The organism is Streptomyces sp. 3MP-14 (assembly GCF_006334905.2).
GTDB lineage: Bacteria > Actinomycetota > Actinomycetes > Streptomycetales > Streptomycetaceae > Streptomyces > Streptomyces triticirhizae.
This window is the reverse complement of the sequence record NZ_VDLZ02000006.1, coordinates 149,688-173,394: the sequence shown is the minus strand read 5'-3', so window position 1 is coordinate 173,394 and position 23,707 is coordinate 149,688. Positions and strand designations below refer to the sequence as shown.

Genomic DNA, 23,707 nt, shown 5'->3' with positions numbered 1-23,707 from the left:
GGACCGTCGCTCACGCAGCGCTCACGCACGGTACGCAAATCGGGGCGAAGCGCTACCCACCCGTTCGCGGGCCCCTCGGCACTCCAGCGCTGGTCAGGCCGGGTATGGGCTGTGAGCCGCCTGTCGGATTCGAACCGACGACCTGCTGTTTACAAGACAGCTGCTCTGGCCGACTGAGCTAAGGCGGCGGGTGCCCGTGCGTTCTGGGCGCCGTAGAGGCCGCACCAGCCTACACGGCCCCTGGTGAGGGCTGTCGGCCGGTGGGAGGGCCCGGGATTTTTTTGCCGGTGGGTACTGACTTTTATATTGCTTTCGAGTTAGGTTCACCGTGCGTCCATATACATGGTCGTAACACCTTCCTACTCGGATCGTCCGGCACGTTCCTGCCGGTAGAAGGAGACAAGACAACATGGCTACGGTCACCTACGACAAGGCCACCCGGGTCTACCCCGGTTCGGACACCCCCGCCGTCGACCAGCTCGACATCCAGATCGAGGACGGCGAGTTCCTGGTGCTGGTCGGCCCCTCCGGCTGTGGGAAGTCCACCTCCCTGCGGATGCTGGCCGGGCTCGAGGACGTGAACGGGGGCTCGATCCACATCGGTGACCGTGACGTCACCCACCTTCCCCCGAAGGACCGGGACATCGCGATGGTCTTCCAGAACTACGCGCTGTACCCGCACATGACCGTCGCCCAGAACATGGGCTTCGCGCTCAAGATCGCCGGCGTCAACAAGACGGACATCCGGACCAAGGTCGAGGAAGCCGCCAAGATCCTCGACCTCACCGAGTACCTCGACCGCAAGCCGAAGGCTCTCTCCGGCGGTCAGCGGCAGCGTGTGGCCATGGGTCGCGCCATCGTCCGTGAGCCCCAGGTCTTCCTCATGGACGAGCCGCTGTCCAACCTGGACGCCAAGCTCCGTGTCCAGACCCGCACCCAGATCGCCGGCCTCCAGCGGCGCCTGGGCGTCACCACCGTCTACGTCACCCACGACCAGGTCGAGGCCATGACGATGGGCGACCGGGTCGCGGTCCTCAAGGACGGTCTGCTCCAGCAGATCGACAGCCCGCGCAACATGTACGACAAGCCCGCCAACCTCTTCGTCGCCGGCTTCATCGGCTCCCCCGCCATGAACCTGGTGGAGGTCCCGATCACCGACGGCGGCGTGAAGTTCGGCAACAGCGTCGTCCCGGTCGAGCGCGCCGCGCTCAGCGAGGCGCAGAACAAGGGCGACAGCACCGTCGTCGTCGGCTGCCGTCCCGAGCACTTCCGCGTCGTCAACGGCTCCTCCTCCGACAGCACGCTGGCCAAGGCGGACGAGGACGCCGCCGCCGGCCTCGCCGTCACCGTCAACGTGGTCGAGGAGACCGGCGCCGACGCCTACGTCTACGGCACCGCCGAGTTCGGTGGCGAGGTCAAGGACCTGGTCATCCGCGTCGACAGCCGCGACGTTCCCGACAAGGGCAGCAAGCTGCACGTCGAGCCCAAGCCGGGCGAGACCCACGTCTTCGCCGCCGGCTCGGGCGAGCGCCTCAGCGACTGACCCGTCGCGCCCACGGGCGCGCACAGCACCACAGCACCACAGCACCGGGGCCGCGTTCCCACCCACCGGGTGGGGGCGCGGCCCCGCCGCGTTCCGCGCCCAACGCCGCACCAGGCCCGCGAACGTCAACGAGGGTCAACGTCCGCGTCAACCCCCAGGGACGAAACCCCAGGACGGCGTCACCCGGGCGAGTGGCGGAATGTCATCAACCCACCACACCTCGCTACGATTCGGCTCGTGCCAACCACAAGGCCCGCTCCCAGGGCGCGGTTTGGCGCACTCCGTTCCGTTCCCTTCGTTCCGCCCGATCGTTTCGCGTCACCGTTTCGCGAGGAAGCGCGAGGAAGACCCCGTGAACCAGGCACTCCGCCACATCGGCCGAAGTCTCGCCGTAGCCCTCCCAGCCGTGCTGGTGCTCTCCGGCACGCTCGCCGTCACGCGCGTGCCCTGGGCCTCCCCTCCCTCCGAGGTGCAGATGCTCACCGCCGCCGCCGAACAGGAGCAGCAGGCCCCCCAGGACCTCCTGCGCGAACGGCTGTTGACGACCCTCCGCCAGGAGGACCCCTCCGCGGCGCTCACCGGACTCCAGCGGGCCGTCGACGAGGACCCCTCGCTGGCCCCGCACTGCGCCGAGATCGCGCGGTCCCTCGGGCAGGCCGCCGTCGACAAGTACGGCAGCGCCCAACGCGCCCAGCGCTTCGCCCGTCCCGTCTGTGACACCTCCTTCGCCGCCGGCGTGGCCCAGTCCAACTGAGCGCACATAGGCTGCGGCCATGAGCAACGCCGCATCCCGTGACGCGACACATCCGAGTCAGGCCGTGGTCCTGGCCGGTGGGCAGGGCTCCCGGCTCCGCCCGTACACCGACGACCGACCGAAGCCGATGGTGGAGATCCCCGGCACCGGTGAGCCGATCATCGGTCACCAGCTGCGCTGGCTGGCGTCCGAGGGCGTGACGGATGCGGTGGTCTCCTGCGGGCATCTTGCCGAGGTGCTCCAGGACTGGCTCGCCTCGAACGAACTGCCGCTGCGGGTCAACACCGTGGTGGAGCAGGAGCCGTTGGGGCGCGGCGGCGGCCTCAAGTACGCCGCCGCCGCGCTGCCGCGCCCCGACGAGCCGTGGTTCGCCACCAACGGCGACATCTGGACCCGGTTCTCGCTGCGCGAGATGGCCGAGTTCCACGCCGAGCGGGACGCGTTGGCCACTCTGGCCCTGGCCCGGCCGCGCATCCCCTGGGGCGCCGTCGAGACCGACGAGTTCGGCCATGTGCTGGACTTCATCGAGGCCCCGCCCTCGCCGTATCTGATCAACGCGGGCGTCTATGTCTTCGCCGCCGCGTTCACCGCCCTGCTGCCCGACCGGGGCGACCACGAGCGGCACACCTTTCCCCGCCTGGCGAGGGAACGGCGGTTGGCCGGTTTCCCGCTCTCGCAGGGCGCCTACTGGCGGGCCATCGACACCGCCAAGGACCTGACCGAGGCGGCGAAGGAACTCAACGGGCGCTGACGGCCGTTGACCCGCGCGGGCCGCCGCGCCGGTCCGACACCGTTCCGAACCCTCACCGTTCCGAACCCTCACCGTTCCGGGGCGCCGAAGTGGGCCAGGTAGTGCCAGACCTTCTTCAGGTCCTGCGGGTCGTGTTCCTCCGAGCGCGCGGCGTCGCCGATCATCCGGGGGTCGAGCAGGCCGTTCTCGGCCAACCGCCGGCCGAGCGCCGCGATCTCCGGGCCCCGGAACTCCGGGTTGGCGTCCAGGACTTCGACCGGCAGCCGGAAGCCGGGATGCCACTCCACCGGGCAGGGCAACGCGGCGGCGGCCTCGGCCACCGGCGTGCCCCGGTGGCTGGGGTCGAGCACCAGCGCGGCCACGTCCCGCGCCAGGCTGACCCGGCCGTGGACATGCGCCTCGACATGCCCGTCCAACGGGGGTTGTTGGTCGGCCAGCGCCCGTCGCACCAGGTCGCAGCGGTCGCCCACGCCGAAGGCGGTGGGCAGCGTCGAGCTGTCCGGGTAGCAGAAGGTGGCGCGCGCGAGCACCTCGGGGGCGAGCCGGAAGTGCGCCGAGCCGAAGCGTGGCGCGCCGCCGGTCGAGCGCCGCAGATGGTTCAACGCGCCGTAGACGGGTCGCTGTTGGGCGGGCGCCGCGTCATAGGCGGCGCCGAACATCCGGCTCTCCCAGCGCCAACGGTCGCCGCCCGGGTGCGCGGTGAGCCCACCGTTGCTGGTCCCGGTGACGAACTGCGAGAGATACGCCCCGTCCCTGGCCATCCGCCGCAGGATCGGCTCGCCGGCCACCAGGCGGTCGGGGTGGAAGTTCATGGTCAGCGGCAGTGTCGGGTCGAGCGGGCCGCCGGTGGCCAACGTCGCGACATGGCGCAACGCCCGCCGCTGCGGGGAGCCCTGGTCAGGGTCCTGGTCGGGGTCGACATGCGTGCGCACGGCCCCAGTCTGCCCCGGCGGCCGCCGCCCGTTCCCCGCTTTTCCCGGCGCGCCGGAACGCCCCGGCACCGGCAACGGCGGCGCCCTGGGACGACAACCGCCGTCCCGGACACCGCCGTTGATCGCTGCTAACCGAGTACGCCACCTAACCGAGCAGCCCTCCCAGGGGATCGGGGCTGCTCTGATCACCCCCGTCGTCCTCGCCGCCGCCGGCGTCCTGGCCCGGCTCCTCGGCGCCGCCGCCGGTACCGGGGTCGCCGCCCGCGCCGTTCTCGGGGCTGGGCGGCGGGGCCGGCGCGGACTCCCGCTGCTCCGGGGTGGGTTGCTCGGGCGTCGGGGCCTGCTGCTGGTCCTCGGGAGATGAGGGCTCGGCCGGCGCCGTCGGCTCCTGGGTGGCCTCCTCGCGCCGCTGCTCCTCCGTCTGTTCGCGCTCGGCGGCCCGCTCCCGCTCCTCGCGGCGCTCGGCCTCGGCGGCCGCCTCCCGCTCGGCGGTCTCGCGCGCTTCCTCCTCCTCGTCCACGAGCGGCTCGCCCGGCAGATGGTTGCGCGGCGGCTCACCCGGCTCGGGAACGGTCGCGAACTGCGAGGAACGCACCGCGCTGCCCAGCAACGAGCCGACCAGCAGCGCCACTCCGAGAAGCAGCGCCGCCAACAGCCCGCCGCGCCGCAGCACCCGGCGCCGCAGCGCGGACAGCGGGGCGCGCGGCCCCAGCCGCCGCCACGCCTCGCCGGCGAGCCGGGCGTCCAGCGAGTGCACCGGCGCGCCGGCGATGACCAGCGGCGTCCAGGCGGCGAAGAGGACCACCTCGGGGGTGTCGTAGGCCGGACCGTGCTGCCAGCTGACGGTGGTCAGCAGGGCCAGCGAGAGCGCGGCGGCCAGCAGCGCGGCGACCCGCTGCCACAGCCCGAAGAGGGTGAGCACGCCGACGACGATCTGGGTGAACGCCACGGTGAGCCCCGCGCCCACCGGGTGCGCGAGGGTCCACTCGTGCAGCGGGGCGGCCAGCGCCCAGGGCTCCAACGAGGCGAGCCAGGTGGAGAGGGAGCCCCGGTCGCCGCCGTCGAAGTAGACCGGGTCGGTGAGCTTGCCCATGCCGGCGTAGATCGCCATGAAGCCGAGCAGCAGCCGCAGCGGCAGCAGCACCAGGCCCAGGCTGAGCCGGCGGTCCGGGTGGAACGCCCTGGCCCGCTGCCGGCCGCGCCCGCGCCCGTGTCCGGTGCGCGGCGCGCGCCCCTCGTCGAGGGGGCTGGCGAACTCCCCGGTCTCTTCGGCCTCCGCCGGGTCCCACGCCCCCGCGTGCGCCAGGCCCGCGCCGGCGCGCGCTCCCGCGCCGCGCTCCCCGGTCCCCGGCTCCGCCCGGGTGGGCGCCGGCACCGGCGGCAACGGCCGGGTGGTCTCGCCGGGCCCCGGTTCCCTGGGGGCGACCACGGTGCCGACCCGTGCCACGCGCCGGGCGCCGGCCCCGATCCGGGGCAGCACCTCGGTGGCGGCACCGTCGTCCCCCGCTGCGCCGGGCGCCTCGGGCCGGCCGGCCGCGCGCACCGCCTGGAGCAGCGACCCGGCGGCCCGGTCCCCCGGCTCGCTGCGGCCGCTCCACACCAGCGGGCGGCGCCGCGCCGTCGACGCCCCGGGCAGCGCCGGCTGCCCCAGGCCCTCGGGGAGGGGGATGCTCACCGGGGGCGGGGTGGCCAGTCGCACCCGGAAGCTGGCGTGGTTGACGATGACCTGCGCCGGGTCGCATGGCACCTTGACCATGCTCAGCACCGGCTCGTCCATCGGTCGGCCGCGGAGTGTTCTGGTGTCCACGCTCATCTAACCGAGTGACAAAGGCTTAGGACACTGCCTCTCGGCGACAAAGTATGTCCGCGACCCGTCAAAGCCACACCGGCGTGGCGGTTGACATGACGGCGCGCGTCATCTCCCGTGCGCCGCACGGCGGTTCACCAGCGCACAAGGTTCAACGGGCCAGACGTTCACGCCCGCGCGCCCCCGTTCACGCCCGGCGCGCGGCGCCTCCGTTCACCACCACACACCCGCCCCGTTCACGCCCGGCGCGTGGCCGCCGCGTAGAGCGCGACGCCCGCCGCGACCCCCGCGTTGAGGGACTCCGCGCCGCCCGGCATCGGGATGCGGACCCGGAGGTCGCACGTCTCCCCCACCAGCCGGGACAGGCCCTTGCCCTCGCTGCCCACCACGATCGCCACCGGGCCGTCCAGTGCGTCCAGGTCGGACAGTTCGGCCTCGCCGTCCGCCGCCAGGCCCACCACGATCAGCCCGGCCCGCTGGTAGCCCTGGAGCGCGCGGGTCAGGTTGGTGGCCCTGGCCACCGGGGTGGTGGCCGCCGTTCCGGCCGAGGTCTTCCAGGCGGTCGCCGTCATGCCGGCCGCCCGGCGTTCCGGCACCACCACGCCGTGCCCGCCGAAGGCCGCCGTCGAACGGACCACCGCGCCCAGGTTCCTCGGGTCGGTCACCCCGTCCAGCACCACGATCAGCGGGTCGCGGCCGGACTCCGCCGCCACCTCCAGCAGGTCGTCGGGGTGGGCGTAGTCGTAGGGCGGCACCTGGAGCACGAGGCCCTGGTGGTTGAGGCCGGAGGTGATCCGGTCCAGCTCGGGCTTGGGCGACTCGACCAGGTGCAGATCGGGCCTCGCCACCGCCAGCTTGACCGCGTCCGTGACCCGGTCGTCGCTCTCCAGGAACTGCTGCACGTAGAGCGCGTTCGCCGGAACGCCGGCGCGCAGCGCCTCCAGCACCGGGTTGCGCCCGACCACCAGCTCGTTCGCCGCCTTCGCGCCGCGCCGGGCGCCCTGGCGGGACGCCTGCTGCCGCGCCTTGACGTCGGCCGCGCGCTTCTTGGCGTGGCCGGTGCGCATCTCGGCGGGCGGGGTGGGGCCCTTGCCCCGCAGTCCTCGGCGGCGCTGGCCACCGCTGCCGATCTGGGGCCCCTTCTTGTTGCTGGTGCGACGGTTGGGGCGCGGGCTGTTGCCTGGCATGGATGTCTCGTGTTCCGTGGTGTCGGGGGCTGGGGCTCGGCGGTCAGCCAAGCTCCCAGCGGGGGCCGTTGGGGGTGTCCTCGATGACCAGTCCGGCCGACTTCAGCTGGTCCCTGATGGCGTCGGCGGTGCCGTAGTCCTTGCGCTCGCGCGCCGCCTGCCGCTGGCCGAGGACGATGGAGACCAGGGTGTCGACCACCCCGGTCAGCTCGGCGCCGCGCTCGCCCGCGCCGGTCCAGGCCGGGTCGAGCGGGTCGAGGCCGAGCACGCCGAGCATGGCGCGCACCTGGGCGAGCAGCGCGGTCAACGACTCCTTGTCGCCCTCGGCGAGCGCGGCGTTGCCCTGGCGAACGGTGGTGTGCACGGCGGCCAGCGCCTGCGGCACGCCGAAGTCCTCGTCCATGGCGGCCGCGAAGTCGTCCGGAACGGTCTCCGCGGGGGCGACGTCGCCGGCCTGCTCGACGCCGCGCTGGAGGAAGCCCTCGATCCTGGCGAACGCGGTCTCCGCCTCGGCCAGCGACGCCTCGCTGTAGTCGATGGCGGAGCGGTAGTGCGGGGTGCCCAGGTAGTAGCGGAGCACGATGGGGCGCCAGCGGCGGACCATCTCCGAGACCAGCACGGAGTTCCCCAGCGACTTGCTCATCTTCTCGCCGCCGATGGTCAGCCAGGCGTTGTGCACCCAGTAGCTGGCGAACGCGTCGCCGTAGGCTTTGGACTGGGCGATCTCGTTCTCGTGGTGCGGGAAGACCAGGTCGATCCCGCCGCCGTGGATGTCGAACGCCTCGCCCAGGTACTTGTGCGCCATGGCCGAGCACTCCAGGTGCCAGCCGGGGCGACCGCGTCCCCAGGGCGTCTCCCAGCTGGGCTCGCCCGGCTTGGCCGCCTTCCACAGGGCGAAGTCACGCGGGTCGCGCTTGCCGGTCTCGCCCTCGCCGGCCGGCTGGAGCAGCTGGTCCAACTCCTGGTTGGAGAGCCGGAGATACTCCGGGAAGCTCCGCACGTCGAAGTAGACATTGCCGTCGGCCGGATAGGCATGGCCACGGCCGATCAGCGTGCGCATCATCTCGATCATCTCCGGCACATGGCCGGTCGCGCGGGGCTCGTAGTCGGGCGGCAGGCAGCCCAACACGTCGTAGGCCGCGTCGAAGGCGCGCTCGTTCTCATAGCCGATGGCCCACCAGGGCCGGCCCAACTCGGCGCTCTTGGCGATGATCTTGTCGTCGATGTCCGTGACGTTGCGCACGAACGTGACGTCATAGCCCCGGTAGGCGAACCACCGACGCATGATGTCGAAGTTCAGACCCGACCTGATGTGACCGATGTGCGGAGGAGCCTGCACGGTGGCGCCACAGAGGTAGATCGAGACGCAGCCGCGCCGGAGCGGGCTGAAGTCACGGATCTGCCGGCTGCTGGTGTCATACAGGCGAATGGTCACGCCTCAAGAGTAGTGGGCACGGAGGGTGGGCCGCGCCCCCCGGGGCGGGGGTGAACCCACCCGGAACCGCCGCCCGGAGCCGCTCGGGCGAAAGGGTCGACGCTCAGCCGTCGGCCGGGGGCAGCACCAGCGCGGTGGCGACGGCCGCCAGCCCCTCGGCCCGGCCGGTGAGGCCGAGCCCGTCGGTGGTGGTGCCGGAGACCGAGACCGGCGCACCCGCCGCAGCGGAGAGCGCGCGCTGCGCCTCCGCGCGCCGGGTGCCGATCTTGGGGCGGACCCCGATGACCTGGATCGCCACATTGCCGACGGTGAAGCCGGCGCCGCGCACGATCCGGGCCGCCTCGGCCAGCAGCGCGGTCCCCGAGGCGCCGGCCCACTCGGGACGGTCGGTGCCGAAGTGCGCGCCCAGGTCGCCGAGCCCGGCCGCCGAGAAGAGCGCGTCGCAGGCGGCGTGCGCCGCCACGTCCCCGTCCGAGTGCCCGGCCAGCCCGAACCCGGCATCCGGCCAGTACAGCCCCGCGCACCACAGCTCCCGGCCGGCCTCGAAGGCGTGCACATCGGTGCCGATCCCGACGAGGGGCAGCCCCGGCACGGCGGGCCCGACCGACCCGCCCGACCCAACCGACTCAGTAGCCATCGTTGATCCTCCTGCGGGCCAGCACGGCCTCGGCCAACAGCAGGTCCAGCGGCCTGGTCACCTTGAACGCCTCCTCGTGGCCCGGCACCAACACGACCTCCACGCCCATCCGTTCGACCAGCCCCGCGTCGTCGGTGGCCAGGTCGGAGGTGGCCGCGTCATGGGCGGCGAGCAGGGTCGCCCGGTCGAAGCCCTGCGGGGTCTGGACCGCGCGCAGCAGCGCGCGCTCGGGGGTGGCGACCACGGGCTCGGGCTCGCCGGGGGCGCCGGGCCTGGCGATCGCCTTGACCGTGTCGGTCACCGGGAGCGCGGGCACCACGGCGGGGGCGCCCGACCGCACGGCGGCGGCGACCGCGTCCACGGTCTCCACCGGAACGAGCGGGCGCGCCGCGTCGTGCACCAACACCACCCCGATGTCCTCCGGGAGCGCGGCCAGCCCCAGGCGGACCGACTCCTGCCGGGTCGCGCCGCCGGCCACCACCAGCTGCTCGACGGCGGGCGGCGGCGGGTGCTCGTCGAGCAACGAGCGGACCAGCGGGACCTGTTCGGGCGGCGCGACCACCACGACCAGCGCGATCGCCCTGGCCCTGGCCATGGCGCGCACCGCGTGGACCAGCATGGGCGTGCCGCCGAGCGGCCGGAGCGCCTTGGGCGCCCCGGGGCCGAGCCGCAGGCCGAGGCCGGCCGCCGGAATCACGGCGGCGGCGCGCGTCGGGGGCGGCTCTTCGATGAACGGTGTGACGTCTGACATTGATGACCGGTGCAGGTTTGCTCTCGGGGCGGTGATGGGTATGGCCTGAGCGTGCCGGGCTCACACGACTGGCCCTTCCGTGACAACCGGTCGAGCGGAGCTTCACCAGCCCGGCACAACTCTGGCACCGATCGGCGTGGCACGGCCACGGCGGGCGGCGACAGAAGCGGGGATCGGCGGGTGGGATGCCGACCGGTTGACCTGTGAACCACTGATCCACACGTGCCACAGCGCCCGGTCTGGCATGGGCATACATACCTTCGGGCGCTGTAGCACGTTATGGCGTCACACGTTCCGGAACGTCGACGGGGTGCGTGGTCGGCATCGTCGTCGAGGACCGGGCGGCGTGTGACGTGCGGTACTCAGGAAGCGAGAACCTCGTCGAGCAGGGACTCGGCCTTGTCCTCGTTGGTGGACTCGGCGAGGGCCAGCTCGCTCACCAGGATCTGCCGGGCCTTGGCGAGCATTCGCTTCTCGCCTGCGGAGAGGCCGCGCTCGCGCTCCCGGCGCCAGAGGTCGCGGACCACCTCGGCGACCTTGATGACATCGCCGGACGCCAGCTTCTCAAGATTGGCCTTGTAGCGGCGCGACCAGTTGGTCGGCTCTTCGGCGTACGGGGCGCGCAGCACCTCGAAGACCCGATCCAGGCCGTCCTGCCCAACCACGTCGCGCACACCGACGAGTTCGGCGTTTTCTGCCGGCACACGCACTTCGAGGTCGCCCTGAGCGACCTTCAGCACCAGGTAAGTCTTGTCCACGCCTTTAATCTGGCGAGTTTCAATGGCCTCGATCAGCGCGGCGCCGTGATGGGGATAGACCACGGTGTCGCCAACCTTGAACGTCATGTGACAGGTACCCCTTCCGTGGCTCTCCATCCTAACACGGCGGAACGCGCCTTTGAATGACGTTTCCGCAGGTCAGACCGCATCTCGGGGGTTGACAAGGGCGCCCGTGACGTGCTTCGGGCGGGCCGGCGCGGCGGGTATCCGCAGGTGAGGGCCCGGTTTGCCAAACCTCGAAGTTCCGTCCGAGGGGGCCCGGAGAAGAGAAAGAAGTTCCCCCGAAGAAGGAAAGCTGTCCGTTTTGTCATGGTTGACAGAATGCCGCCGCTCGGGGTGTCGCGGGACCCGAAGAATTGATCAACGGAAAGCCTCTTGATCGCCATTTCACTTCGCGGGAGGCGGGCCGGGTGCGGGGCCGTCCGGGTGGGTCGGTACCCTGAGGCGGCCGAAGTAGATCACCGAGACCGTCCGAGGAGATGCCGCCGCCGTGAGCAGCAGCCTTCGACGCGGCGTGGCCGCCGCTTTCTTCGCGTTCCCGCTGTTCGCGCTGACGGCCTGCGCGGCCGGGCACGACGCCGAGACCAACAACGTCCGCCCGGACAACGCCTCCGCCCAGGTCGACGAGATCAAGGTGCAGAGCGTCAACGTCATCCTGCCCGAGGGCGAGGACCGGGCCGGCCTCAGCGCCCGCCTCATCAACAACGGCACCGAGGACCAGACCCTCAGGGCCGTCGCGCTCGCCGACTCGGGCCAGCAGCTGGAGCTGCTCCCGGCCGAGGGCGAGACCAGCGTGACGGTGCCGGCCGGCGGCTCGGTCGCCCTGGGCGGCGAGGGCAACGCGACGGCCGTCCTCACCGACCCGGAGGGCGCCGAGGTCCGGCTCGGGAACGCGCAGCGTCTGGTCTTCGTGCTGAGCGAGACCGGGGAGGTCAGCCTCTCGGCCCGCGTGGTGCCGGCCTCGGGCGCGTTCGCCTACTACGAGGCGTGGGCGCCGCCGCCCGCCGAGGAGGAGCCGGTCGAGGAGGCGCCCGCCGAGGAGGAGACCCCGGCCGACGAGGGCACCGAGGGCGCTGCGGGTGACGAGGGCGCTGACGGCGCCGCGGAGCCCGGGCAGGACGCCGAGGCCGACACCGACCAGGGAACCGACGAGAACGTCGAGGACCCGGAGGCGCCGGCGGACGGCGCGGGCTCGGAAGCTACCGAGGGCACCGAAGCCACCGAGGGCGTCGAGGGCGAGCAGGGCGTGGACGCGCAGGACTGAGCGCGCGCGGAGACGACTTCGGGGGCGGGCCGCCTGGCGGCCCGCCCCCTTCGTCTGTCGCTTCCGTCGCGGCCTACGGCTCGAACTTGTAGCCGAGGCCCCGGACCGTGACCAGGTAGCGCGGGGCTCCCGGATCGGGCTCGATCTTGGCGCGCAGCCGCTTCACGTGCACGTCCAGGGTCTTGGTGTCGCCCACGTAGTCGGCGCCCCAGACCCGGTCGATCAGCTGCATCCTGGTCAGCACGCGGCCGGCGTTGCGCAGCAGCATGGCCAGCAGGTCGAACTCCTTCAGCGGCAGGTCGACCTTGCGTCCGGAGACGGTGACCACGTGCCGGTCCACGTCCATCCGGACCGGGCCGGCCTCCAGGGCGACCGGGCTCTCCTCCTCGGACTCGCCCCTGCGGCGCAGCACGGCGCGGATGCGGGCGACGAGTTCGCGGGAGGAGAAGGGCTTGGTGACATAGTCATCGGCCCCTATCTCCAGGCCGACCACCTTGTCGATCTCACTGTCCTTGGCGGTCACCATGATGACCGGGACGTTGGAACGGCCACGGAGCTGGCGGCAGACCTCGGTGCCGGGAAGCCCGGGCAGCATGAGGTCGAGCAGCACCAGGTCGGCGCCGTTGCGCTCGAACTCGTCCAGCCCCTCGGGCCCCGTGGCCGCCGTGGCGACCTCGAAGCCCTCCTTCCGGAGCATGTACGACAGCGCGTCGCTGAACGACTCCTCGTCCTCGACGACGAGCACTCGGGTCACGGGAGGACCTCCCGGGCAGTTTCGTTGGTGCGGGTGGACTGGGGGTCCCCCTGGCCGTCGACCTCGGTGTCGGCGTCGGCCTGTTCGGGGAACTCGGCGGGTTCGTGCAGGGTGCCGCCGAGGCCGTCGCGGTCTCGGCGGACGGCCAGGTGGCGTTCTCGGGCGCTGCCGGGCTCCGGCAGGCGCAGGGTGAAGGTGGAGCCCTGGCCCTCGGCGCTCCAGACCAGGACCTCCCCGCCGTGCGAGGCGGCCACGTGCTTGACGATGGCCAGGCCGAGACCGGTGCCGCCGGTGGCGCGGGAGCGGGCGGGGTCGACACGGTAGAAGCGTTCGAAGATCCGCTCCCGGTCGGTCTCGGGGATGCCGATGCCCTGGTCGGTGACGGCGATCTCGACGAGGTCGCCGCCGCCGGAGGTCACCAGCGAGCCGGCGATGGCGACGCGGGTGTGCGGCGGGCTGTAGTTGACGGCGTTCTCCACCAGGTTGCCCAGGGCGGCGGCGAGCTGGCCGCGGTTGCCCCAGACGGAGAGGTCGGCGGTGCCGCCGGAGGCGATGGTGATCTGCCGGCCGTCGGCCTGCTGGCGGCAGCGGTCGATGGCCTCGGTGACCAGCTCGTCCACGGAGACCAGCTCGGCCTGGCTGAGCATGTCGTTGTCCTGGACCCGGGAGAGGTCGATCAGCTCCTGGATGAGGTTGGTGAGGCGGGTGGCCTCGTTCTGCATCCGGCCGGCGAAGCGGGTGACCGCCTCGGGGTCGTCGGCCGCGTCGAGGACCGCCTCGGAGAGGAGGGAGAGGGCGCCGGCCGGCGTCTTCAGCTCGTGGCTGACGTTGGCGACGAAGTCCCTGCGGACCGCCTCGATCCTGCGGGCCTCGGTGAGGTCCTCGACCAGCAGCAGCACCAGGCGGGCGCCGAGCGGGGCGGAGCGGGCGGAGACGGCGAGCAGGTCGGCGCGGCCGGGGCGGTTGCGCCGGGGCAGGTCCAGCTCCAGCTGGCGGATCTCGCCGTCCCTGCGGGTGTCCCTGGCCATCTTGAGCATCGGCTCGACGGCGAGCCGGCCGCCTCTGACCAGGCCCAGCGCGTAGGCGGCCGAGCTGGCCTTGAGCACGGTGTCGCTCTCGTCGAGCACCACGGCCGAGGAGCGGAGCACGGAGAGCACCGTGTCCACGCCGGGCGGCAGGGTGGGCTCGGCCGGCGGGGCGCTGCGCGGGGAACGCCCGCGTTCGCGCTCGCTGAGCCGGAACGCCAGCATGGCGACCACGCCGGTGCACACACCGGCGATCGCCGCCACTGCGGCGACCGCCGCGTTCACGTCCATATCCTCAGGTTATGCGGCGCGGGCCCGGTGCCACAGAGCTGACCGAAGATGCTCGTCCACCCGCCCGGGAGAGTTCACCTTGACGACAGCGATGGTTCACTTGGCGGGGCGGAAACGGCTGCTTTCCGGACAGAGCGTGAGAGCCGGAAGCCCGGTGCCGGGATGCGCTGGGGTGTTGTCGGGCAGGCGCCGGGATACTGCCGGGTGAGGGAAGGACAGTCATGCGTGACGCTTACCACGAGGAACTGGATGCGATCAGCGACAGCCTGGTCGAGATGGCGCGGTTCGTCGGCTCGGCGATAGGTCGGGCGACGACCGCGATGTTGGACGCCGACCTGAAGCTGGCCGAGAGCGTGATCGAGGCCGACGACAAGGTCGACGAGATGCACCGCGACCTGGAGAACGCGGCGATCGCGCTGCTGGCGCGGCAGCAGCCGGTGGCCACGGATCTGCGGATCGTGGTGACCAGCCTGCGGATGAGCGCGGACCTGGAGCGCTGCGGGGACCTGGCGCAGCACGTGGCGAAGGTGGCGCGGCTGCGCTTCCCCGACTCGGCGGTGCCGCGCGACCTGTCGGCGACCATCCTGGAGATGGGGCAGCTGGCGCAGCGGCTGATGGCGAAGGCCACGGAGGTGCTGCTCACCAAGGACGTCGAGCTGGCGATGCAGCTGGAGCAGGACGACGACGAGATGGACTCGTTGCACCGGACGCTCTTCAGCCATCTGCTGGACGACCGGTGGAACCACGGGATCGAGACGGCGGTGGACGTGACGCTGCTGGGTCGTTACTACGAGCGGTTCGCCGACCACGCGGTGTCGATCGCGCGGCGGGTGGTGTTCCTCGTGACGGGGGAGCACGCGGACGAGTTCACGCCGGAGGCGGAGCGGGCGACCGAGCCGGGGGCCTGAGCGACGCGGTGGCGGGGCGGGCGCCCCGGGGTGCGCGCCCCGGGGCGCTCGGGCTTCACGCCCGCGCGCCGGCCGTGCGCGGTTGACGCTCCCGGGTGGTGCGGACGTCCAATGAGGGAGCAACGCACCGCCGTTGACCCATGCCAACCCACAGAGGGGACTCTCCCATGGCCGTCTCACCCCACCCGTCGGAGCCGGCGCCGGCCGGCCAGGCAGTGGTGGCGCCGGGCGACCGGCGTTCGCTGCCGGTGTTGGGCGCCTGCGGCTGCGGCTCCGGCTGTAGCTGCGGGTGCCAGTCCGGGTCCGCCTGTCAGTGCGGGTCCGCCTGCGGCTGACGCCTCGCGGCCCGGGCCTCGGCGCCGGCCCTGGCCGGCGCCGCCCGGCCGGTTCAGCAGGCGCAGCCGGCGCCCCGCTCGGGGGCGGTCAACGGGTCGGCGGGGCGGCGGGCGACCCGGCCCTCGCCGTCGGCGACCGGCAGTCCCTCCCTGGTCCAGTACTCGATGCCGCCGATCATCTCCTTGACGGGGTAGCCGAGTTGGGCGAAGGCGAGCGCGGCGCGGGTGGCGCCGTCGCAGCCGGGGCCCCAGCAGTAGGTGATCACGACGGTGCCGGGGGCGAGGAGTTCCCCGGCCCGCTCGGCGATCTCGGCGCGCGGCAGGTGGATCGCCCCGGGGACGTGGCCCTGGTCCCAGGCGTCGGGCGAACGGGTGTCGACCAGCGTGAAGCCGGGGTTGCCGGACTCCAGGGCCGCGTGCACGTCGGAGACGTCGGCCTGGTGCGCGAGCCGGGCGGCGAAGAAGGCGACGGCCTCGGCGGGCGGGGCCGGCGGGTGCTGGAGCGGGGCGCTGGGCGCCGGCGTGCTGGTGCTGTTCATGAACGCGAGATTATGCGCGCTGATCGGCGCTGAACACGGATCATCGACGGGCTTTCGCTTGTCCGACCGGCCGTTCCCCGGCAATGATCGGGCATGACCGCTGTTTCCCTGGACGAGACCGATCGCCGCATCCTGGAGGCCCTGCAACGCAACGGGCGGGCCAGCTACGCCGAGTTGGCACGGGCCGTCGCGATGTCGCCGAGCGCGGTGACGGAGCGGGTGCGCCGGCTGGAGGAGAGCGGGGTGATCGCCGGCTACACGGCGGTGCTGGACCCCGAGCGGCTGGGGCTGCCGATCCTCGCGCTGGTCCGGCTGCGCTATCCGACCGCCAACTACAAGCCGTTCCACGATCTGGTGGACGCCACCCCGGAGATCGTGGAGGCACACCATGTGACCGGGGAGGACTGTTTCGTGGTCAAGGTGTTGGCGCGTTCGATGCGACATCTGGAGCAGATCATGGGCCGGGTGGCCGGCCTCGGCTCGGTCACCACCAGCGTCGTCTACTCCAGCCCGCTGCCCAGGCGCCCGCTGACCCCGGCCGAAGCGGAGGGCTGAGCGCGCGGCAGCGGGACCACGGCCGCCGGGCAACCCAACGGCGAGGCTCCTCGGCCGGGTTGGCCGGGAGCCCCGCCGTGGCGGTCGACGGGCGAACGGGGCGCGCGTTACTTCTTGCCCTGGTTGGCGACGGCCTGGATGGCGGCCTCGGCGGCCTCCGGGTCCAGGTAGCGGCCGCCGGGGACGACGGGCCGGTAGTCGGCGTCCAGCTCGTAGAGCAGCGGGATGCCGGTGGGGATGTTGAGGCCGACGATGGCCTCGTCCGAGACGCCGTCCAGGTGCTTGACGAGCGCCCGCAGGCTGTTGCCGTGCGCGACGACCACCACGGTGTGGCCGGCGTTGAGGTCGGGGACGATCGCGTCGTACCAGTAGGGCAGCATCCGCTGGACGACGTCCTTGAGGCACTCGGTGCGCGGGCGCAGCTCGCTGGGGATGCCGGCGTAGCGCGGGTCGTCGCTCTGCGACCACTCGGCGCCGTCCGCCAGCTCCGGCGGCGGCGTGTCGTAGGAACGGCGCCACTTCATGAACTGCTCCTCGCCGAACTCGGCGAGCGTGGCGGCCTTGTCCTTGCCCTGGAGCGCGCCGTAGTGCCGCTCGTTGAGGCGCCAGGAGCGGTGCACCGGCAGCCAGGAGCGGTCGGCGGCGTCCAGCGCCAGGTTGGCGGTGCGAATCGCCCGCTTGAGCAGCGAGGTGTGCAGCACGTCGGGCAGCAGCCCGGCGTCCTTCAGCAGCTCGCCGCCGCGAACCGCCTCCTTCTCACCCTTCTCCGTGAGGTTGACGTCCACCCATCCGGTGAAGAGGTTCTTCGCGTTCCACTCGCTCTCGCCATGGCGGAGCAGAATCAGCTTGTACGGTGCGTCGGCCATGTGCCGAGCGTAGACGAGGCCGCCGGGACGGATGCGCGGCCCCCGAACTCAGCTTGGTGCAAAGTAAAGCAATGCGGGCAAAACTCCCATCCGTCCTCCGCCGCCTCTCCGGAATGCGCCGGCGTGCCTTCGGGTCGGTGTTCAGCGGGCGCAGCGTGGTCGGCCAGATGTTCATCATCCAGCTGGTCATCGTGCTGCTGCTGGCCGCATCGGCGGTGGCGGCGCTGGTGCTCCAGTCCCGCAGCGAGAAGACCGACGCCGCGTTCCAGCGCAGCCTCAGCGCCGCCGAGGCGTTCGCCAACGCCCCTGGAATGCTGGCGGCGCTGCGCTCCGACGACCCGACCCGGGTGCTCCAGCCGCGCGCCGAGGACGCCCGCAAGGGCGCCGACCTCGACTTCATCGTCGTTCTCAACGAGGAGGGCATCCGCTACACCCACCCCAAGACCGACCGGATCGGCAAGGAGTTCGTCGGCACTCTCGGCCCGGTGCGCGAGGGCGAGACCGTCACCGAGTCGTTGGAGGGCACCCTCGGACCGCTGCACCAGGTCACCGTTCCGATCAGGGACGGGGACGGAGAGGTCGTCGGCATGGTGTGCGCGGGCGTCACCGTGCGGACCGTCAACCTGCTGCTCGCCGACGAGCTGCCGTTCGTCGTCGGCGCGGCGCTGGTGGCCGTCGCGCTGGTGACCGGCGGCACCTGGCTGGTCAGCCGGCGGCTGCTGCGCCAGACCCGGGGGCTCGGGCCGGCGGAGATCACCCGCATGTACGAGCACCACGACGCGGTGCTGCACGCGGTCCGCGAGGGCGTGCTGATCCTCGATCCCGACCGGCGGCTGACCCTGGTCAACGAGGAGGCGGAACGGCTGCTCGAACTGCCGGCGGAGGCGACCGGCCGGCCGGTCGACGAACTCGGCCTGGACCGCAGGACGGTGCGGCTGCTGGCCTCCGACCGGGAGGCGACCGACGAGGTCCACCTGTGGGGCGACCGGCTGATCACCGTCAACCACCGGCTGATCCAGGGGAACGACGACCGCCCCGGCACCGTCACCACCCTGCGCGACACCACCGAGATGCGGGTGCTCAGCGGGCAGGCCGAGGCGGCCCAGCGACGCCTCACGCTGCTCTACCGGGCGAGCGTCGCCATCGGCAGCACGCTGGACGTGCGGCGGACCGCCGAGGAGCTGACCGAGGTGGCCGTGCCCGACTTCGCGAGCCTGGTCGGCGTGGACCTCTCGCAGGCGGTGCTGCGCGGCGAGGAGGCGATCGGCGCGGAGGAACGGGTGCGGCGCGCCGCCGTCGGCCCGGCCGGCGCACCGCATCCGCTGCACCCCGTCGGCACCTCGTTCCGGCTGGAGATCGACAGCGAGGAGCTGGCCGAACTGCGCGCCGGGCGGACCGTGTTGACCCCCGACCTCGCGGCCGAGGAGTGGTGGCGCCACGGGGACGAGGCGTTCGCCCGGCGGGTGCTGGACGCCGGACTGCACTCGCTGATCACCGCGCCGCTGGTCTCCCGGGGCGTGGTCGTCGGCATGGCCGCCTTCTGGCGCGGCCGGGACCGGCCGGAGCCGTTCGACATGGACGACCTCTCCCTCGCCGAGGAACTGGCCGCACGCACCGCCGTCTGCGTGGAGAACGCGCGCCGCTACACGCGGGAACACGACATGACCGAGGCGCTCCAGCGGAGCCTGCTGCCCACGGAGGTGCCGCCCCAGTCGGCGGTGGAGGCCGAGTCGCGCTACCTCCCGGCGCAGGCCGGGGTCGGCGGCGACTTCTTCGACGTGATCCCGCTCTCCGGGGCGCGGGTGGCGCTGGTCGTCGGCGACGTGGTGGGGCACGGGCTGCACGCGGCGGTCACCATGGGGCTGCTCCGCAGCGCGGTGCACAACTTCTCCGCGCTCGACCTGCCGCCGGAGGACCTGCTGGGCCGGCTCGACGAGCTGGCCGAACGCGGCGAGGAGGACGGCGGCGGGATCAACCCCACCGGGCCGATCACCGGCGCCACCTGCCTCTACGCCATCTACGACCCGGTGGACGGCCGCTGCGCGCTGGGCCGCGCCGGGCATCTGCCGCCGGTGCTGGTCCACCCCGACGGCTCCGTCGAGTTCCCCGACCTGCCGGCCCACCCGCCGCTCGGGGTCGGCGGGATGCCCTTCGAGACGGTGACGATCGAGCTGCCGGAGGGCGCCAGGATCGCGCTCTACACCGACGGGCTGGTGGAGTCGCGGGACCGCGACATCGACGACGGGCTGACGCTGCTCGGCCAGGCCCTCGCCCAGGCGCCGGCCGACCCGGACCGGGCCTGCGACGCGGTGCTGGACGCGATGCTCCCCGAACACCCCACGGACGACGTGGCGTTGCTGATCGCCCGCACCCGCAGGCTGGCGCCCGACCAGGTGGTGGAGTGGGAGGTGCCGGTCGACCCGTCGGGCGTGCCGGCCGCCAGGTCGAGGGTCGCGGCCGTGATGGCGGGGTGGGGGCTGACGTCGGTCTCGTTCGGCACGGAGCTGATCGTGACCGAGCTGGTCACCAACGCGCTGCGGCACGGCGCCGGGCCGATCCGGGTGCGGCTGCTGCGCGACCGGTCGCTGATCTGCGAGGTCTACGACAACAGCGGCACCTCGCCGCACATGCGCAACGCGTCGATGACGGACGAGGGCGGGCGGGGCCTCTTCCTGGTGTCCCGCTACGCGGCCCGCTGGGGAACGCGGCACGGGCGCGGCGGGAAGGTGATCTGGGCGGAACAGCGGTTGCCGCGGGGCGGGGCGCCTGGCCGGCGGGACGGGAGCGAGGGCGCGGGGCGCCTGGCCGGCGACGGTGGGACGCGCCCGGACGGGCGGGGGCGCGGGTGAGGTGGCGCGGTCCGAGGACGACAACGGAGGTGGTGGGGGCAGGTGCGCTGTCGGATGCGGGTGCGTGACGGGTTGCTCGCGCAGTTCCCCGCGCCCCTAACCGCCGGCCAGGCGAGGGGCGCGGGTGAGGTGGCGCGGCCGGAAGACGACAACGAAGCCGGTGAGGGCAGGTGCGCTGTCGAGTGCGGGTACATGGCGGGTCGCTCGCGCAGTTCCCCGCGCCCCTGACACCGCCGGTGGGCGGGCGCTACTCCGGCGCGGGGCCCCCGGGGCCCCGCGCCTCCGTGAGATGGCGGAACGCGTCGAGGTTGCGGGTGGATTCGCCGCGCGCCGTGCGCCACGCGTGTTCGCGCCGGATCGCGGAGGCGAACCCCAGCTCCAGCAGCGTGTTGAACGAGCCGTCCGCGTTCTCCAACACCACGCCCAGCAGCCGGTCGACCTCCTCGGCGGTGATCGCGGCGAGCGGCAGCCGCCCCGTCAGATAGACGTCGCCGAGCCGGTCCACGGCGTAGGCCACGCCGTAGAGGCGGGTGTTGCGCTCCAGCAGCCAGCGGTACACCGCCTCGTGGTTCTCGTCCGGCCGGCGCACCACGAACGCGTTGACGGACAGCGCGTGCCGGCCGACCACCAGCGAGCAGGTGGTGGAGAGCTTGCGCGTGCCGGGCAGGGACACCACGTAGTGGCCGCGTTCCGGGCTCTCCCACTCGGCGCCCGCCTCGTTCAGCGCCTCCTCGATGGCGCGGACGCAGCGTGCGGACGGGTCGTCGGGAGGGGGTGCGGGAACGTCAGCCATGTGCCGATCGTAGGCCGGGGTTGGCGAACCGCTGCTCCTCACGGGCCGCGCGGTAGACGTCGAGCGTCTCCCGCGCGGTTGAGCCCCAGCCGAAGCCGGCCGCGTGCCGGTGCGCCGCCTCGCCCAGCCGCTCCGGGAGCGCCGGGTGGTCGCAGAACCGGCGCAGCGCCACGGCGAAGTCGGCCGGGTCGTGCCCGTCGATCAGATAGCCGGTCTCGCCCTCCCGGACCACCACCGGCAGCCCGCCGACGGCGGCGGCGACCACCGGGGTGCCGCACGCCTGCGCCTCGGCGGCGACCAGGCCGAACGACTCGCTGTACGAGGGCATCACCAGCGCGCTGGCCGCGCGGTACCAGTCGGCGAGCCGCTCCTGGGCCACCGGCGGCCGGAACCACACCAGGTCGGCGATGCCGAGCCGCACCGCGAGCTTCTGCATCCGCTCGGGCCTGGCCAGTCCCGAGCCGCTCGGCCCGCCCACGATCGGCACCACCAGCCGGTCGCGCAGCGCGGGGTCGGCGTCCACCAGCTCGCGCACGGCGTGCAGCAGGATGTCCGGTCCCTTCAACGGCTGGATGCGGCCGGCGAACAGCAGCACCACCCCCTCCGCCGGCAGCCCGAGCCGGCGGCGGGCGGCGCGGCGGCCGTCGGCGGGGCGGAAGACGTCGAGGTTCACGCCGGGGTGCACCACTGCGGTGCGCGCCGGGTCGGCCTCGTAGTAGCGGACCAACTGGCCGGCCTCCTCGGCCGTGTTGGCGATCAGCCGGTCGGCCGCGCGCACGATCTGGGTCTCGCCGATGACCCGCGCGGCCGGCTCCGGGGTGTCGCCGGTGGCCAGCGCCGCGTTCTTCACCTTGGCCATGGTGTGCATCGCGTGCACCAGCGGCACGCCCCAGCGCTCGGCGGCCAGCCAGCCGACGTGTCCGGAGAGCCAGTAGTGCGAGTGCACCAGGTCGAAATACCCGGGCGCCCTGGCCGCCCAGACCTGGGTGACGCCGTGGGTGAACGCGCAGAGCTGCGCCGGGAGTTCCTCCTTGCTCAGCCCCTCGTACGGGCCGGCGTCGATGTGCCGCACCAGCACGCCGGGCGCCAGTTCCACGCACGGGTCGAGGCCGCCGGCGGTGGCGCGGGTGAAGATCTCCACCTCGGTGCCGAGCGCGGCCAGCTGGCGGGCCAGCTCCACGATGTAGACGTTCATCCCGCCCGCGTCGCCGGTGCCCGGCTGGTGGAGCGGCGAGGTGTGCACACTGAACATCGCAACCCGGCGGATGTGCGGCACGACGGCTCCTCAACGACGGCTGGGCGGGCTCCCCGGGTACAACCGGCGGGACGGCGCACCTGTTCCCATTGTGCGGGGGTTACGCTCCACCGCATGGCGGAGGGGTTTGTGACCAGGGGAACCACCCATCCCAACCGGCTGCGCCGGATGGACCGCTGGATCGCCGCGACCCAGGGCCCGGCGCTGCGCCGGGCGGCCAGCGCGCCGCTCGCCGTGGATCTGGGCTTCGGCGCGGCGCCGTGGACCGCCGTCGAACTGCTGCACCGGCTGCGCCGGGTGCGGCCCGACGTCCGGGTGACCGGCGTGGAGATCGACCAGGAGCGCGTCGCGGCGGCCCGCCCCTGGGCCGAGCCGGGGCTCGACTTCACGCACGGCGGGTTCGAGCTGCCGCTGCCGGGCGGGGAACGGCCGCTGCTGGTGCGGGCGGCCAACGTGCTGCGGCAGTACGACGAGGAGCGGGTGGCCGGCGCGTGGGCGACGCTGTGCGCGCGGCTGGCGCCGGAGGGGCTGCTGGTGGAGGGGACCTGCGACGAGATCGGGCGCCGCCACGTCTGGGTGGCGCTCGGCCCCGAGGGGCCGCGCACGGTCACCTTCGCGGCCCGGCTGGCCGCCCTGGGCCGGCCGTCCGACCTGGCGGAACGGCTGCCGAAGGCGTTGATCCACCGCAACGTGCCGGGCGAGCCGGTGCACGCGTTCCTGCGCGACTTCGACCTGGCGTGGGCGTCGGCCGCCGGGTACGCGCCGCTGGGCGCGCGGCAGCGGTGGCTGCACGCGGTGGCGGCGCTGCGCGCCGACTGGCCCCTGGCGGACGGGCCGCGCCGCTGGCGGGAGGGCGAAGTGACGGTGGCCTGGCGGGCGTTGGCGCCCGCCGGCTGACGGCGAGCCCGCGCCCGGGCCGGCTCCTCGGAGGGAACGGCCGGGGCCGGGTCGCCACTCGGGGGCGGGTTGCCGTTCAGGCGCGGGGGCGGGGTCCGGCGCCGTGCAGGAGGGTGTCGATGATGCGGGCGGCGAGCGCGTCCGGGTCGTTGGCGCCGCCGCCGTCGGCGACGTCGCCGCCGTGCAGCACCTCTCCGAGCAGCGCGTAGTAGACGCGGCGCACCCAGTCGAGGTCGGCCGCCGCGTCGATCAGCCCGTCCGCCCGGGCGCGTTCCAGCACGGTCATGCAGCGGTCGTTGATCCCCTGCTGGAGGCGGGCCGCCTCGCTGTCCGGCTCGGCCGGCAGCTCCAGGGCGAACGCCCAGGCGCTCTTGACCTGGAGCACGTTGGCCGTGATCCGGTGCATCGCGACCAGCGGCGGCGCGGTGTCGGGCCGGCCGTCGTCCACGGCCTGCGCGAGCTGGCCGGCGGCCGACGTGGCGAGCGCCTCGATCAGCGCCTGTCGGTTGGCGAACCGGCGGTGGATGGTCGTGCGGGCCACTCCTGCGGCGGCGGCGATCTGTTCCATGGAGGCGCCGGGGTCCTCGGCGAGCACCCGTTCGGCCGCCCCCAGGATCGCGCGCACGCTGCGCTCCGCGTCCGCTCGCAACGTTCGTCCCGCCGACTCACCCATGACGCCTCCCATCGAACCACTTATCCACGGACACCCTACATCGCCGATGCGATTCTCTCTCTAGGTGGAACATAGCTGTTGCAGATTCTCGAATTACTGATACCTTCAGTGCCAGTTGATGCCACGA

At 73.1% G+C, this 23,707-nt stretch carries 22 protein-coding genes and 1 tRNA gene; 8 read left to right on the top strand and 15 right to left on the bottom strand.

Annotated elements, in window-relative coordinates:
- Positions 1–114: 114 nt before the first annotated feature.
- Positions 115–188: transfer RNA gene (locus FH609_RS11570), tRNA-Thr, on the bottom strand.
- Between the two features lie 221 nt (positions 189–409).
- Between FH609_RS11570 and FH609_RS11565 the strand changes: the two genes are divergently transcribed.
- The 3 genes from FH609_RS11565 (at position 410) to FH609_RS11555 (ending at position 3,048) form a co-directional block, all read left to right on the top strand.
- Positions 410–1,543, top strand: a complete 1,134-nt coding sequence (locus tag FH609_RS11565; RefSeq protein WP_139667264.1) for an ABC transporter ATP-binding protein — start codon at positions 410–412, stop codon at positions 1,541–1,543.
- A 352-nt stretch (positions 1,544–1,895) separates the two neighbouring features.
- Positions 1,896–2,297 (top strand): hypothetical protein, encoded by a 402-nt coding sequence (locus FH609_RS11560; protein WP_139667265.1) that lies wholly within the window; start codon positions 1,896–1,898, stop codon positions 2,295–2,297.
- Positions 2,298–2,316: 19 nt separating this feature from the next.
- Positions 2,317–3,048, top strand: coding sequence for a nucleotidyltransferase family protein (locus tag FH609_RS11555; protein WP_139667266.1), 732 nt, complete (start codon positions 2,317–2,319; stop codon positions 3,046–3,048).
- A gap of 68 nt (positions 3,049–3,116) precedes the next feature.
- Here the strand turns inward: FH609_RS11555 and FH609_RS11550 are convergent, their stop codons facing one another.
- The 7 genes from FH609_RS11550 to FH609_RS11520 all read right to left on the bottom strand — a co-directional run bounded on the left by FH609_RS11550 (position 3,117) and on the right by FH609_RS11520 (position 10,642).
- Positions 3,117–3,980, bottom strand: a complete 864-nt coding sequence (locus tag FH609_RS11550; RefSeq protein WP_226961582.1) for a DUF3626 domain-containing protein — start codon at positions 3,978–3,980, stop codon at positions 3,117–3,119.
- A gap of 145 nt (positions 3,981–4,125) precedes the next feature.
- Entirely contained in the window at positions 4,126–5,757 is a 1,632-nt protein-coding gene (locus tag FH609_RS11545) for a DoxX family membrane protein (RefSeq protein ID WP_226961581.1), read from the bottom strand.
- Positions 5,758–6,023: 266 nt separating this feature from the next.
- Positions 6,024–6,974, bottom strand: coding sequence for a 23S rRNA (guanosine(2251)-2'-O)-methyltransferase RlmB (rlmB, locus tag FH609_RS11540; protein WP_139667268.1), 951 nt, complete (start codon positions 6,972–6,974; stop codon positions 6,024–6,026).
- 43 nt (positions 6,975–7,017) lie between these two features.
- Positions 7,018–8,409, bottom strand: a complete 1,392-nt coding sequence (gene cysS / locus FH609_RS11535) for a cysteine--tRNA ligase (RefSeq protein WP_139667269.1) — start codon at positions 8,407–8,409, stop codon at positions 7,018–7,020.
- A gap of 103 nt (positions 8,410–8,512) precedes the next feature.
- A complete protein-coding gene (gene ispF / locus FH609_RS11530; RefSeq protein WP_139667270.1) occupies positions 8,513–9,046 on the bottom strand; it encodes a 2-C-methyl-D-erythritol 2,4-cyclodiphosphate synthase in 534 nt (177 codons plus the stop codon).
- Positions 9,036–9,797: a 2-C-methyl-D-erythritol 4-phosphate cytidylyltransferase gene (gene ispD / locus FH609_RS11525; RefSeq protein ID WP_139667271.1), complete on the bottom strand. Its 762-nt coding sequence runs from the start codon at positions 9,795–9,797 to the stop codon at positions 9,036–9,038. The genes ispF and ispD overlap by 11 nt, the downstream gene beginning before the upstream one ends.
- A gap of 362 nt (positions 9,798–10,159) precedes the next feature.
- Entirely contained in the window at positions 10,160–10,642 is a 483-nt protein-coding gene (locus FH609_RS11520; protein ID WP_097233172.1) for a CarD family transcriptional regulator, read from the bottom strand.
- Between the two features lie 424 nt (positions 10,643–11,066).
- Here FH609_RS11520 and FH609_RS11515 point away from each other — a divergent pair, with 424 nt between their 5' ends.
- A complete protein-coding gene (locus FH609_RS11515; protein WP_139667272.1) occupies positions 11,067–11,840 on the top strand; it encodes a DUF461 domain-containing protein in 774 nt (257 codons plus the stop codon).
- 73 nt (positions 11,841–11,913) lie between these two features.
- Here FH609_RS11515 and FH609_RS11510 read toward each other — a convergent pair whose 3' ends face one another.
- Positions 11,914–12,594, bottom strand: coding sequence for a response regulator transcription factor (locus FH609_RS11510; protein ID WP_122185723.1), 681 nt, complete (start codon positions 12,592–12,594; stop codon positions 11,914–11,916).
- Positions 12,591–13,910, bottom strand: a complete 1,320-nt coding sequence (locus tag FH609_RS11505; RefSeq protein WP_139667273.1) for a sensor histidine kinase — start codon at positions 13,908–13,910, stop codon at positions 12,591–12,593. The genes FH609_RS11510 and FH609_RS11505 overlap by 4 nt, the downstream gene beginning before the upstream one ends.
- Positions 13,911–14,131: 221 nt before the next feature.
- Here FH609_RS11505 and phoU point away from each other — a divergent pair, with 221 nt between their 5' ends.
- The gene (phoU, locus tag FH609_RS11500; protein ID WP_122185725.1) at positions 14,132–14,818 is read left to right on the top strand and encodes a phosphate signaling complex protein PhoU; all 687 of its coding nucleotides are present in this window, start codon (positions 14,132–14,134) and stop codon (positions 14,816–14,818) included.
- 388 nt (positions 14,819–15,206) lie between these two features.
- Here the strand turns inward: phoU and FH609_RS11495 are convergent, their stop codons facing one another.
- A complete protein-coding gene (locus FH609_RS11495) occupies positions 15,207–15,692 on the bottom strand; it encodes a rhodanese-like domain-containing protein (protein WP_139667274.1) in 486 nt (161 codons plus the stop codon).
- 93 nt (positions 15,693–15,785) lie between these two features.
- On the opposite strand from FH609_RS11495, the gene FH609_RS11490 reads away from it, so the two are divergent.
- Positions 15,786–16,247, top strand: coding sequence for an Lrp/AsnC family transcriptional regulator (locus FH609_RS11490; RefSeq protein WP_139667275.1), 462 nt, complete (start codon positions 15,786–15,788; stop codon positions 16,245–16,247).
- A gap of 107 nt (positions 16,248–16,354) precedes the next feature.
- Here FH609_RS11490 and FH609_RS11485 read toward each other — a convergent pair whose 3' ends face one another.
- Positions 16,355–17,113: a phosphoglyceromutase gene (locus FH609_RS11485; RefSeq protein WP_122185728.1), complete on the bottom strand. Its 759-nt coding sequence runs from the start codon at positions 17,111–17,113 to the stop codon at positions 16,355–16,357.
- A gap of 113 nt (positions 17,114–17,226) precedes the next feature.
- Between FH609_RS11485 and FH609_RS11480 the strand changes: the two genes are divergently transcribed.
- Positions 17,227–19,962, top strand: a complete 2,736-nt coding sequence (locus tag FH609_RS11480; protein WP_226961580.1) for a SpoIIE family protein phosphatase — start codon at positions 17,227–17,229, stop codon at positions 19,960–19,962.
- A 247-nt stretch (positions 19,963–20,209) separates the two neighbouring features.
- Here the strand turns inward: FH609_RS11480 and FH609_RS11475 are convergent, their stop codons facing one another.
- Together FH609_RS11475 and mshA are read right to left on the bottom strand one after the other, a co-directional pair.
- The gene (locus FH609_RS11475) at positions 20,210–20,755 is read right to left on the bottom strand and encodes a YbjN domain-containing protein (protein WP_139667277.1); all 546 of its coding nucleotides are present in this window, start codon (positions 20,753–20,755) and stop codon (positions 20,210–20,212) included.
- Entirely contained in the window at positions 20,748–22,007 is a 1,260-nt protein-coding gene (gene mshA, locus FH609_RS11470) for a D-inositol-3-phosphate glycosyltransferase (RefSeq protein ID WP_139667380.1), read from the bottom strand. The genes FH609_RS11475 and mshA overlap by 8 nt, the downstream gene beginning before the upstream one ends.
- A 117-nt stretch (positions 22,008–22,124) precedes the next feature.
- Between mshA and FH609_RS11465 the strand changes: the two genes are divergently transcribed.
- Positions 22,125–22,907, top strand: a complete 783-nt coding sequence (locus FH609_RS11465) for a class I SAM-dependent methyltransferase (RefSeq protein WP_139667278.1) — start codon at positions 22,125–22,127, stop codon at positions 22,905–22,907.
- A 76-nt stretch (positions 22,908–22,983) separates the two neighbouring features.
- Here FH609_RS11465 and FH609_RS11460 read toward each other — a convergent pair whose 3' ends face one another.
- Complete coding sequence (locus tag FH609_RS11460) at positions 22,984–23,580, bottom strand: TetR/AcrR family transcriptional regulator (RefSeq protein ID WP_226961579.1); 597 nt, start codon at positions 23,578–23,580, stop codon at positions 22,984–22,986.
- Positions 23,581–23,707 lie beyond the last annotated feature (127 nt).

Excerpts from the sequence above, each read along its gene's own strand:
- FH609_RS11565 (WP_139667264.1), top strand. The coding sequence starts at position 410 with ATGGCTACGGTCACCTACGACAAGGCCACCCGGGTCTACCCCGGTTCG.
- FH609_RS11555 (WP_139667266.1), top strand. The coding sequence starts at position 2,317 with ATGAGCAACGCCGCATCCCGTGACGCGACACATCCGAGTCAGGCCGTG.
- FH609_RS11545 (WP_226961581.1), bottom strand. The coding sequence starts at position 5,757 with ATGGACGAGCCGGTGCTGAGCATGGTCAAGGTGCCATGCGACCCGGCG.
- rlmB (WP_139667268.1), bottom strand. The coding sequence starts at position 6,974 with ATGCCAGGCAACAGCCCGCGCCCCAACCGTCGCACCAGCAACAAGAAG.
- ispF (WP_139667270.1), bottom strand. The coding sequence starts at position 9,046 with ATGGCTACTGAGTCGGTTGGGTCGGGCGGGTCGGTCGGGCCCGCCGTG.
- ispD (WP_139667271.1), bottom strand. The coding sequence starts at position 9,797 with ATGTCAGACGTCACACCGTTCATCGAAGAGCCGCCCCCGACGCGCGCC.
- FH609_RS11520 (WP_097233172.1), bottom strand. The coding sequence starts at position 10,642 with ATGACGTTCAAGGTTGGCGACACCGTGGTCTATCCCCATCACGGCGCC.
- FH609_RS11505 (WP_139667273.1), bottom strand. The coding sequence starts at position 13,910 with ATGGACGTGAACGCGGCGGTCGCCGCAGTGGCGGCGATCGCCGGTGTG.
- phoU (WP_122185725.1), top strand. The coding sequence starts at position 14,132 with ATGCGTGACGCTTACCACGAGGAACTGGATGCGATCAGCGACAGCCTG.
- FH609_RS11495 (WP_139667274.1), bottom strand. The coding sequence starts at position 15,692 with ATGAACAGCACCAGCACGCCGGCGCCCAGCGCCCCGCTCCAGCACCCG.
- FH609_RS11490 (WP_139667275.1), top strand. The coding sequence starts at position 15,786 with ATGACCGCTGTTTCCCTGGACGAGACCGATCGCCGCATCCTGGAGGCC.
- FH609_RS11485 (WP_122185728.1), bottom strand. The coding sequence starts at position 17,113 with ATGGCCGACGCACCGTACAAGCTGATTCTGCTCCGCCATGGCGAGAGC.
- FH609_RS11480 (WP_226961580.1), top strand. The coding sequence starts at position 17,227 with ATGCGCCGGCGTGCCTTCGGGTCGGTGTTCAGCGGGCGCAGCGTGGTC.
- FH609_RS11475 (WP_139667277.1), bottom strand. The coding sequence starts at position 20,755 with ATGGCTGACGTTCCCGCACCCCCTCCCGACGACCCGTCCGCACGCTGC.
- mshA (WP_139667380.1), bottom strand. The coding sequence starts at position 22,007 with ATGTTCAGTGTGCACACCTCGCCGCTCCACCAGCCGGGCACCGGCGAC.
- FH609_RS11465 (WP_139667278.1), top strand. The coding sequence starts at position 22,125 with ATGGCGGAGGGGTTTGTGACCAGGGGAACCACCCATCCCAACCGGCTG.
- FH609_RS11460 (WP_226961579.1), bottom strand. The coding sequence starts at position 23,580 with ATGGGTGAGTCGGCGGGACGAACGTTGCGAGCGGACGCGGAGCGCAGC.